The sequence below is a fragment of the Stenotrophomonas terrae genome (genome assembly GCF_039674165.1).
GTDB classification, from domain to species: domain Bacteria; phylum Pseudomonadota; class Gammaproteobacteria; order Xanthomonadales; family Xanthomonadaceae; genus Stenotrophomonas; species Stenotrophomonas terrae_A.
In genome coordinates this window covers 21,756-32,709 of record NZ_JBDJMY010000050.1, presented here as the reverse complement: position 1 = coordinate 32,709, position 10,954 = coordinate 21,756, and the positions used below count along the sequence as shown (strand labels likewise).

Here is a 10,954-nt window from a genome sequence, read left to right as displayed (position 1 = left end):
ATGCTCGGCAGGGGCTTTCCTGGTAGAGCCCTAGCCGAGCATGGCTCGGCTCTACCCAGTCAAAAGCCAACCCCTCCCCAGCCCTCCCCTTCGCTACGCGAAAGGGAGGGGGCGCAAGCTGCGGTCTGCTCCAACGGGCATGAACCCTCACCTCACCGCACACCTGTCTACGACGCGACTCCGACAACTGTCCTTCGACAGTAGCCACACACCCGCGCGGAAACCGCCATGTCCACCAGCGAAACGCTCAGCAAGGTTCCCGCCATCACCCTTGGCTTCTGGGCAATCAAGATCCTCGCCACCACCTTGGGCGAAGTGGGCGGTGACGCGGTCACCATGTCGATGAACCTGGGTTACCTGCTGGGCACGGTGTTGTTCGCCACCATCTTTGCCGGCGCTGTATTCGCGCAGATCCGCTCACCGTACTTCCGCCCCTGGATCTACTGGTTCGCCATCGTCGCCAGCACCACCGTCGGCACCACCCTGGCCGACTGCGTTGATCGCTCACTGGGCATTGGCTACACCGGCGGCACCACGCTGTTGCTGGGCCTGCTGCTGATCACCTTGCTGGTATGGCAGCGCAGCACCGGCAGCGTCTCTGTGAGCCAGATCGATTCGCCGCGCAGCGAGCTGTTCTACTGGCTCACCATCACCTTCTCGCAGACCCTGGGCACCGCCTTGGGCGACTGGGCTGCCGATACCCAAGGCCTGGGCTATGGCGGCGGCATTGCCTTGTTCGGCGGCCTGCTAGCGCTGGTTGCGCTGCTCTGCGCCAACACCCGCATCTCGCGCACTGCACTGTTCTGGGCCGCCTTCATTCTGACCCGGCCGTTGGGCGCGGTGGTGGGCGACTTCCTCGATAAACCGCTGGACCATGGCGGCCTGGCCTTGAGCCGCTATGCCGGCTCGGCCGTGCTGCTGCTGGCGATCGTTGCCTGCATCGCCCTGCTGCCGCAGCGCCCTGCCCGCCTGGCCCTCTGAGCTCCTTTCCGCCAGCTGATTCCCGTCTCGCCTGAAACAATTGAACATCCATCTTGATAGAGAGATATAATGGCCGGCAACCCGTCACAGCCGGCCGTTTCCGATGACCGCGATCAGCTTCGAGTTCTACCCGCCCAAGACCGACGACCAGCGTGCCCAGCTGGACCGCACCGCCACCAAGCTCAAGGCGCATGCGCCTGAATATGTGTCGTGCACCTTCGGTGCCGGTGGCTCGACCCTGAGCTATACCTCCGAGACCGTGCGCCACCTCAACCAGCACCACGGCCTGCAGGCGGCACCGCATCTGTCCTGCGTCGGCGGTACCCGCGAGGAGATCCGCGAGCTGCTCAAGCTGTACCGCGCCATCGGCGTGAAGCGCATCGTTGCCCTGCGTGGCGACCTGCCCTCGGGCATGGGCTTCCCCGGTGACATGCGCTACGCCTCCGAGCTGATCGCCTTCATCCGCGCCGAACATGGCGATGCCTTCCGCATCGAGGTGGGCGCCTATCCGGAAACCCATCCGCAGGCCAGCGATGCACTGGCCGACCTGCGGCATTTCAAGACCAAGATCGATGCCGGTGCGGATGCCGCCATCACCCAGTACTTCTACAACGCCGATGCGTATTTCCACTTCGTCGATGCCGCGCGCAAGCTGGGCGTGGAAGTGCCGATCATCCCCGGCATCATGCCGATCTCCAATTTCAGCCAGCTGCGTCGTTTCTCCGAGCAGTGCGGTGCCGAAATCCCACGCTGGGTCAGCAAGCGCATGCAGGCCTTCGGCGATGATGCCGAGGCAGTGCGCGAGTTCGGTGCCGATGTGGTTGCCAGGCTGTGCGAACGGCTGATCGCCGGTGGCGCACCGTCGCTGCATTTCTATACGCTCAATCTGGCCAAGCCTACCAACGCCGTGCTCGATCGCCTCTGCCGCAGCTGAGCAATTTTTTCTTCCTGCGCGCTCGGGCAACCGCTACGCTTGGCCGATGCGCCTGCTGCTGCTCCTGTTGCTTACCTGCTCCGCCCTGGCGGTGTTCAATGCGCGCGCGCAGCAGATAAACCGCTGCACCAATTCACAGGGCCAGACCGTCTACGGCGACAAACCCTGCGAAGTGATGGGCGCGCGCGCACGCCTGCTGCCCAACGCGCGCACCGCCGGCGGCAGCGGGCTATATCGCGACAGCTGCGCGCGGCGTCTCAGCGAACTGGTCGCGCAGATCCAATCGGCGGCCGACGCCCGCGACCCCAACCGTCTGTCAGGCATCTATCTGTGGAACGGGCTTTCCAATGCCGCCGCCACCCGGGTCATGGACCGGCTGGATGAAATCGTCCAGCGGCCGCTGATAGATATCGCACCGGTATTCCCGGAAGAACCCGCTTACGTGCCGGCGCCCACCGAACCGTTCACCTATACCGACGGCACGCCGGTCGATGCCACCCAGGACGGCGACAACAACTCTGATCCACAGGTGCATGTCATCACCAATGTGCGCACCGGCCCGCGCCGCCCCATCGCCTTGCGGCTGGAGCAGACCTTGCCACGCAGCGCCACGCCGACGCGGACCATCCTGCATCTGCGCCGCCAATACAACTGCTTCTGGATCACGCTGTAAGAGTGCTGCGTACTGCCTTCAGCGGCTCAACTCTGCGGCCATAGCGCGCGGATCGCCGCCACGCCCTGGCCACCGTGCCGACGCGCGGCTTCAACATCGCCCACGCCCATGCCGCCAATCGCGTAGATCGGCAGCGAAACCCGCTCGCGCAGCGCGACGAATGCGTCCCAGCCCAGGCCGGCGGCACCGGGATGGCTGGCGGTGGCCTGCAGCGGCCCCAGCACGGCGAAATCACAGCCCAATTGCTGTGCCGCCTGCAGCTGCGCCAGGTCATGGCAGGACGCCGCCACCGGCGATGATTCCGGCAACGGCCGTGCCTGCAACTGCAGCAGCTGCTCGCTGCCCAGGTGCACGCCAACGCCCAGCTCACGGGCCAGCGCGATATCGCGATTGAGCAGTATTTCAACGTGTTTGCCGAAGCGCTCCACCACGGTTCTGGCCAGCGCTTCGCGCCGTGCCGCCAGCGGCGTGCGCAGCTGGATGCGGCGAATGCCACTGGCGATGGCACCTTCCAGCGACGCCAACCAGGCGTCCTCGTTCTCGCCCGGTTCGGGAGTGACCAGGTAGTGGCAGGGCTGGCGCAGCGCCGCCACCACTGGCAGATCAGCCGGCGGCATCGAATAGCGCGACAGCTTGTCCGGCGTCACCCAGGTGATGGCCTGGCCTTCGCGGCCGCGCGCGGTGCCTTTCCAGTGCTGCACGCGGCGCACTTCCAGGCGCAGGCGCTTGTCCGGGTAGATCTGCGGCACGTCGATCACCCACTCGCCTACCTCGGCCTCGATGCCCAGTTCCTCGCGCAGTTCGCGGATCAGCGCCTGCTCGGAGGTTTCGCCTGGCTCGCGCTTGCCACCGGGGAATTCCCACAGGCCGGCCATATCGCTGTCGCCGGTGCGCCGGTTGAGCAGGATGCGGCCGCGCGCGTCGGTGATGACGGCGGCCACGACGTGGATTGAGCGTGAAGGGGATGTCATGGCCTGAGCATGCCGAAAACAGGGCGGTTGGTGCAATCGTTCGCTGAGCCCCGGTAGTGCCGAGCCATGCTCGGCGAGGGCTTTACCGGCGATGCATCGGACAGGTCACCGGCTTCGCGGCTGACGCCGCTCCTACAAGCTGGCCACCGGTAGTGCCGAGCCATGCTCGGCAGGGGGCTTGCCAGCGATGCGTCGGAAAGTTCATCAGCTTCGCGGCTAACGCCGCTCCCACAAAGCCCAACCGGTAGTGCCGAGCCATGCTCGGCAGGGGGCTTCACCGGTAATGCCTCTGCCGAGCATGGCTCGGCACTACAGGGGCAATGCTTAAAAAAAACCCCGCGCTTGGCGGGGCTTTTCATCAGTTCAGTTGGCCGTGGCAGTGCTTGTACTTCTTGCCACTTCCGCACGGACAGGGGTCGTTGCGGCCGACCTTGGGCGCGTTGGCCTCGTCGAGCACTTCCGCCGCTTCCTCGTCGGCGCTGTAGCCGCCGTTGTCCTGGTGCTGGAACTGCGACATCTGCAGGCGTGCTTCGGCCTGCTGGCGCTCCAGCTGCTCCATCGCCGCCACTTCTTCCTCGCTGCGCACACGCACGCGCGACAGCATGGTGATCACTTCGCGCTTGACGTTCTCCAGCATTTCCGAGAACAGCTCGAAGGCTTCCTTCTTGTATTCCTGCTTGGGCTGCTTCTGCGCGTAACCGCGCAGGTAGATGCCCTGACGCAGGTAATCCATGCGCGCCAGGTGCTCCTTCCAGCTCTGGTCGAGCACGGTCAGCATCACGTGCTTCTCCAGTGCGCGCATGGTCTCGGCGCCAACGGCCGCTTCCTTCTGCGCGAAGTGGGCGTCCATGAAGTCGATGACCTTCTGCGCGATGGCTTCGGCGTCGAGTTCTTCGTGCGCCTTGACCAGGCCGACCACGTCCATCTCCACGCCATATTCGCCTTCCAGCGTGGCCTGCAGGCCCTGCAGGTCCCACTGCTCGTCCACCGAGTTCGGCGGCACGAAGCGGGTCACCAGGTCGTAGATCACGTCGCCGCGGATGCCGTCGATGTTTTCCTTGACCGACTCGGCGTCCAGCAGCTCATCACGCTGGCCGTAGATCACCTTGCGCTGATCGTTGTTGACGTCGTCGAAGTCGAGCAGGTTCTTGCGGATGTCGAAGTTGTGCGCTTCCACCTTGCGCTGGGCCTTCTCGATCTGACGGCTGACCATGCGGTCTTCGATGACGTCGTCTTCCTTCATGCCCATCATGCGCATCGCCTTCTGCACCCAGTCAGAGGCGAAGATGCGCATCAGGTTGTCTTCCAGCGACAGGTAGAAGCGGGACGAACCCGGGTCACCCTGACGACCGGAACGACCGCGCAGCTGGTTGTCGATACGACGCGATTCGTGGCGCTCGGTGCCGACAATGTGCAGGCCGCCAGCGGCCTTGACCGCTTCGTGACGCTCCTGCCAGGCAGCCTTGACCGCAGCCTTCTGCTCGGCGCTGATCTCTTCGCCCAGCTCCTGCAATTCGGTTTCCAGCGAGCCGCCGAGCACGATGTCGGTACCACGGCCGGCCATGTTGGTGGCGATGGTGACCGAGCCCGGGCGACCGGCGTTGGCAACGATGGTGGCTTCGCGATCATGCTGCTTGGCGTTGAGCACTTCGTGCTTCACGCCGGCCTTGCGCAGGTGCTCGGACAGCATTTCCGAGGTTTCGATCGAGGTGGTACCCACCAGCACCGGCTGGCCGCGCTTGGCGCATTCTTCAATGTCCGCCAGCACCGCATTGAACTTGCCCTTGCGGTTGAGGAACACCTGGTCCGGGTAGTCCTTGCGCACGGTCGGCTTGTTGGTCGGGATGACCAGCACTTCCAGGCCGTAGATGCTCTGGAACTCGAACGCTTCGGTATCGGCCGTACCGGTCATGCCGGACAGCTTCTTGTACATGCGGAACAGGTTCTGGAAGGTGATGCTGGCCAGCGTCTGGTTCTCACGCTGTACCGGCACGCCTTCCTTCGCTTCCACCGCCTGGTGCAGGCCGTCGGACCAGCGGCGACCGGCCAGGGTACGGCCGGTGAATTCGTCGACGATGACCACTTCGCCGTCGCGCACGATGTAGTCCACGTCACGCTGGTAGATGGCGTGCGCGCGCAGTGCGGCGTTGAGGTGGTGGACGACGGTGAGGTTCTGCGCGGCGTACAGGCCGTTGTCGTTGTCGGCGCCGATGATGCCGGCTTCGCGCAACAATTCTTCGGCGTGCTCCATGCCCGCTTCGGACAGGAATACCTGCTTGCCCTTCTCGTCGACCCAGTAGTCGCCCTCGCCTTCCTCGGTTTCCTGCTTGATCAGGCTCGGCACCACGCGGTTGACGCGGATGTACAGCTCCGGGGAATCGTCGGCCGGGCCGGAGATGATCAGCGGGGTACGTGCTTCATCGATCAGGATGGAGTCGACTTCGTCGACGATGGCGTAGTGCAGGCCACGCTGGTAACGGTCGGCGCGGGTCAGCGCCATGTTGTCGCGCAGGTAGTCGAAGCCGAATTCGTTGTTGGTGCCGTAGGTGATGTCGCTGCCGTAGGCCTCGCGCTTGTCGCTGTGCGGCATGCCCGGGTAGACCACGCCAACGCTCAGGCCCAGCCAGTTGTACAGCTTGCCCATCTGCGCCGAGTCGCGGCGGGCCAGGTAGTCATTGACCGTGACTACGTGCACGCCCTTGCCTTCCAGCGCATTGAGGTAGACCGGCAGCGTAGCCACCAGGGTCTTGCCTTCACCGGTACGCATTTCGGCGATCTTGCCCAGGTGCAGCACCATGCCGCCGATCAGCTGCACGTCGTAATGGCGCATGCCCAGCACGCGCTGGGAGGCCTCGCGGCAGACCGCGAAGGCTTCGGGCAGGACCTTGTCCAGGGCTTCGCCGGCGGCGATGCGCTCACGGAACTCGGGGGTCTTGGCCTTCAGCTGGTCATCGGAGAGCTTCTGGATCTCCGGTTCCAAGGCATTGATCTTGGCGACGATACGGTTGAGCTGGCGAAGCTGGCGCTCGTTACGGCTGCCAAAAACGCGGGTAAGCAGGCTGTTGATCATTGAAGGAACCGGTTTGAATGAAATGCCGTGCGACCTGGCTCACCCCCTGGGTTCACCGGTCACAAACGAAACAGGGCGCAATGCGCCCTGTCGATGGCAACGCCTATTGTAGCTTGGGGCGGACGCTTGGGTTTCAAGCTCCCCGCAACAAGTCAGCGCCGGCTGACCTGCCGGCCCCCATCAGCCGCGGCTGAGACGCCCAACCGGGGTGTTGCCGCCCTCGCCGAGGAACTTGCGCGGGTTCATCACCGTGCCGTTCTGCCACACCTCGAAGTGCACGTGGGCGCCGGTGGAACGGCCGGTGGAGCCAGCCTTGGCCACTTCCTGGCCCGCACGCACCAGCCCGCCTTCACGCACGGTCAGGCGCGAGTTGTGGGCGTACAGGGTCTTGTAGCCGTTGCCATGGTCGATTTCGACCACATTGCCGTAACCGCCCTTCACCCCGGAGAAACTGACCACGCCATCGGCCACGGCCAGAACCGGGTCGCCGACACGGGCGTGGAAGTCCATGCCCTTGTGGTTGCCGGCACCGCGGCCGAACGGATCGGCGCGGCCGCCGAAGTTGGACGTGATGTAGGTGTTGCGGATCGGCATGCGCGACGGCACGGCGTTCAGCTCCAGCTGGTGATCGAACAGCAGCGATTCCATCACCGACAACTGCTTGCCTGAAGCAGCAAAACGCTGCTCCAGCACCTGTAAGTCGCTGTTTACCGCGCTCACCGGGATATCCTGGGTCGGGCCGGGCTCGCCTTCACCCATACCCGGGGTTTCCTGGAAGTCGAACTCGCCGTCTTCCAGCTTGCCCATCTGGGTCAGACGCTCACCCAGGGCATTGAGCCGGGTGGCCTGCGCCTGCAGCTCGCCGAGGCGGGCGGCCAGGGCGTTGACCTGGGTCTGCGCGTCAGCGCGTACCTTGGCCAGTTCCTGCTGCTGGTGGTCGACCTTGGACTGCAGGGCCGAGTCGCCAACCATGCCGATGGCCAGGCTGAGCGCCACGCCCATCAGGCAACCAACGCCGAGTACGCTACCCAACAGGGCTTGAGGGCGGTCCTCGAAAAACATCTGAACACGTGACAAGGGCGTCTTAGCCTTCTGTTCACGCGTTTTGATTACGATCTTTTTAAATGTCATTGAAGAATTCTTATGTCAGAGCCGAAATCCAGTGTTCGTTCCCGTTCCGCGCCCAAACAGGCGCTGGAAGCGGCGATGGCGGACAAAGCAGGAAATCCGCTGCGCCGGGCCTTGTGGCTCGATGCGATGGACCGGCAATTGCGCCCCCATTTGCCGCCGGCGCTGGCTAACCGTTGCCGGTTGGCCAATGTGGACGGCGAACACCTCGTTTTTCTCGTCGAATCGCCGGTGTGGCACGCCAAAGTAAGGCTTGCCGAAGACCAGCTGCTCGACGCGGCCCGATCCATCGGGCTGAAGGCCACTCGGGTGACCGTCAAGACTGCGACTGCGTCCGCGCACTCCCCAGTGCGTAACGACCAACGCAGTACCGCAGTAAGCGATGTCACGCATAAAGGACTGCGCGACGCCTTGGCCGCCCTGCAGGATGTGAAATCCACAAAATCCTGAAGGCCCCCGGGAACCTCATCGGCCCCGGTCTCCAATTTCACGTCCCTTGGACATAATTGGAGGCCGCAGGAATCCTAGCCGCGGAATGCAGCGAAGGAGTTAGTCTTTTGTTAATTAGTTGTTAAATTCAGACTTGAACCCCGATGGGGTTCACAAATTGATGACAATTAGGACTAGTCGTAGCCTTTGCGGCCAATTCTCTTACGACCTGGTCAGTCTGGAACTCAGGCGTAGGCCGGGACGCCGTACAGCACCGGATCGGCAGCGACCGGTGAGTCATAACTGGCCCATTCCCAGGCGCTCTGGTCGGCCAGCAGGGCCCGCACCAGCTTGTTGTTGAGCGCGTGGCCGGACTTGAAGCCCTCGTAGGCACCCAGCACCTGGCCGCCGGCCAGGTACAGGTCGCCGATGGCGTCGAGGATCTTGTGGCGCACGAACTCGTCGGTGTAACGCAGGCCGTCGTCGTTCAGCACGCGGAATTCATCAAGCACGATGGCGTTGTCCATCGAACCGCCAAGGCCCAGGTTGCGCTCACGCATGTACTCAAGGTCGCGCATGAAGCCGAAGGTACGGGCGCGCGAGATTTCCTTGATATAGGCCGCCGAGGAGAACTCGATCTCCACCCGCGACTGCTTGGCCGGGATCATCGGGTGATCGAACTGAATGGTGAAGCCCAGCTTGTAGCCCTCGTACGGCTCGAAACGGGCGACCTTGTCGCCCTCGCGCACTTCCACCGTCTTGAGGATGCGCAGGAAACGCTTGGCCGCGCCCTGCTCGACGATGCCTGCCGATTGCAGCAGGAATACGAACGGACCGGAGGAACCGTCCATGATCGGCAACTCGGCCGAGGACAGTTCAACGATGACGTTGTCCACGCCAAGGCCGGCCAGCGCCGACATCAGGTGTTCAACGGTCTGGATCTTGGCGCCTTCACAGGTCAGGCCGGTGCACAGGGTGACTTCGGTGACCAGGTCGGCACGCGCCGGCACTTCCACCACCGGGTCCAGATCCACCCGCCGGAACACGATGCCATGGTCGACCGGCGCCGGACGCAGGGTCATATAGACCTTGTCACCGCTGTGCAGGCCAACGCCGGTGGCGCGGATCGTGTTCTTGAGAGTGCGTTGCTGGATCATGTGTATGTAAGGCCGGAGGGGCCGCGCAGGCGCAGCCAGGGGGACAAACAAGAATAACACGCGTTAACACGCGCCCTTTGCAACGCCAAATTTGGCCGTCAGCTTCCGTCCAGTACCGAAAATATCGCCGGGCCGGCCTTGGCCCGGCGATAAAGGACATGGTATTTCCGCCGGGGTGGACAGCCCCGACGTCTCAGCTGTGTACCCAGGGCCAGCCGTGCCCGGACCACGGCGCCGTTGCCGGCGCACGCGATGACCGGGCCTCAAGCGGCCCCTGCTAGCGCATCAGTCAGCCTGGCGGCGCAGGAACGCCGGGATGTCCAGGTAGTCGTTCGGCAGCTCTGCAGCGGCCGGCGACGCCGACGAGGTGGAAGCAGACACGGTGTCCGAACTCGGACGACGCAGGCCCATGCCCATGGTGTTGCCCACGGCCTTGGCCACGGCGTCGGCCGGGCTTTCGTACTCTTCAAACTCGGCCTGGCCGGTGGTGGCGTTGCGTACCAGCTTGATCGGGCCGCGTTCGCCAGGACGCTGCGCGTTCTTGGCAACGGCACGGTTCAGGCCGGTGGCGACCACGGTCACCTTGATCTCGTCACCCAGGTCCGGATCGATCACGGTACCGATCACCACGGTGGCGTCTTCCGAAGCGAAGGCGTGCACGGTGCGGCCGATTTCGTCGAACTCGCTCATGGTGATGTCGGTGCCGGCGCTGATGTTGACCAGCACGCCATTGGCGCCGGCCAGGTTCACATCGTCCAGCAGCGGGTTCTGGATCGCGGCTTCGGCAGCAGCCTGGGCGCGGTCATCACCGCGTGCGGTACCGGTGCCCATCATTGCCAGGCCCATTTCCGACATCACGGTGCGCACGTCGGCAAAGTCGACGTTGATCAGGCCCGGACGCACGATCAGATCGGCGATGCCCTGCACGGCGCCCTGCAGCACGTCATTGGCAGCACGGAAGGCCTGCACCATGGTGGCGTTGCGGCCGAGTACGGTGATCAGCTTTTCGTTCGGGATGGTGATCAGCGAATCGACGTGCTGGCTCAGCTCTTCGATGCCCTTCAGTGCCACCTGCATGCGGCGACGGCCTTCGAACGGGAACGGCTTGGTGACCACGGCCACGGTCAGGATGCCCATTTCCTTGGCCAGCTGTGCCACCACCGGCGCAGCGCCGGTACCGGTGCCACCGCCCATGCCGGCGGTGATGAACACCATGTCCGCACCCTGCAGGGCGTCCATGATGCGCTCACGGTCTTCCAATGCGGCCTGGCGGCCGACTTCCGGGTTTGCGCCTGCGCCCAGACCCTTGGTTACGTTGGTGCCCAACTGCAGCTGCAGCTTGGCGCCACAATTTTTGATGGCCTGCGAGTCGGTGTTGGCGGTGATGAATTCCACGCCATCCACGCTGCTGTTGACCATGTGCGCCACGGCGTTGCCGCCGCCGCCGCCCACGCCAACGACCTTGATCACCGCGTTCGGTGCCATCTTTTCAATCAGTTCGAAATGCGCCATGTCCATGTCCTCTCTATTGCCGTGATTGGGTCGAGCATCCGGGAAGAATCCTTCTCCTTCTGCGCCCGCCCGCACCGGCGAGTTGTTTTAGGTATACCG

At 64.0% G+C, this 10,954-nt stretch carries 9 protein-coding genes; 4 read left to right on the top strand and 5 right to left on the bottom strand.

All coding sequences use genetic code 11. The annotated features are described in order from the left end of the window. The first annotated feature begins 228 nt into the window (after positions 1-228). The 3 genes from ABE493_RS16810 (at position 229) to ABE493_RS16800 (ending at position 2,588) form a co-directional block, all read left to right on the top strand. A complete protein-coding gene (locus ABE493_RS16810) occupies positions 229-981 on the top strand; it encodes a COG4705 family protein (protein ID WP_346500044.1) in 753 nt (250 codons plus the stop codon). Between the two features lie 103 nt (positions 982-1,084). Further along, positions 1,085-1,915 (top strand): methylenetetrahydrofolate reductase [NAD(P)H], encoded by an 831-nt coding sequence (gene metF / locus ABE493_RS16805; protein ID WP_346500042.1) that lies wholly within the window; start codon positions 1,085-1,087, stop codon positions 1,913-1,915. 46 nt (positions 1,916-1,961) lie between these two features. Next, entirely contained in the window at positions 1,962-2,588 is a 627-nt protein-coding gene (locus tag ABE493_RS16800; protein ID WP_346500040.1) for a DUF4124 domain-containing protein, read from the top strand. Positions 2,589-2,614: 26 nt separating this feature from the next. Here ABE493_RS16800 and ABE493_RS16795 read toward each other — a convergent pair whose 3' ends face one another. From ABE493_RS16795 to ABE493_RS16785, 3 genes are all read right to left on the bottom strand, one after another. Beyond that, the gene (locus tag ABE493_RS16795; RefSeq protein WP_346500038.1) at positions 2,615-3,559 is read right to left on the bottom strand and encodes a Nudix family hydrolase; all 945 of its coding nucleotides are present in this window, start codon (positions 3,557-3,559) and stop codon (positions 2,615-2,617) included. 358 nt (positions 3,560-3,917) lie between these two features. Further along, positions 3,918-6,629: a preprotein translocase subunit SecA gene (gene secA / locus ABE493_RS16790; RefSeq protein WP_346500036.1), complete on the bottom strand. Its 2,712-nt coding sequence runs from the start codon at positions 6,627-6,629 to the stop codon at positions 3,918-3,920. A gap of 180 nt (positions 6,630-6,809) precedes the next feature. Further along, complete coding sequence (locus tag ABE493_RS16785; protein ID WP_057627480.1) at positions 6,810-7,760, bottom strand: M23 family metallopeptidase; 951 nt, start codon at positions 7,758-7,760, stop codon at positions 6,810-6,812. Positions 7,761-7,772: 12 nt separating this feature from the next. Here ABE493_RS16785 and ABE493_RS16780 point away from each other — a divergent pair, with 12 nt between their 5' ends. Beyond that, a complete protein-coding gene (locus ABE493_RS16780) occupies positions 7,773-8,207 on the top strand; it encodes a DciA family protein (protein WP_346500033.1) in 435 nt (144 codons plus the stop codon). Positions 8,208-8,431: 224 nt separating this feature from the next. Here the strand turns inward: ABE493_RS16780 and lpxC are convergent, their stop codons facing one another. Both lpxC and ftsZ read right to left on the bottom strand, forming a co-directional pair. Further along, positions 8,432-9,343, bottom strand: a complete 912-nt coding sequence (lpxC, locus tag ABE493_RS16775) for a UDP-3-O-acyl-N-acetylglucosamine deacetylase (protein WP_346500031.1) — start codon at positions 9,341-9,343, stop codon at positions 8,432-8,434. Positions 9,344-9,628: 285 nt separating this feature from the next. Further along, positions 9,629-10,855, bottom strand: coding sequence for a cell division protein FtsZ (ftsZ, locus tag ABE493_RS16770; RefSeq protein WP_057627546.1), 1,227 nt, complete (start codon positions 10,853-10,855; stop codon positions 9,629-9,631). Positions 10,856-10,954 lie beyond the last annotated feature (99 nt).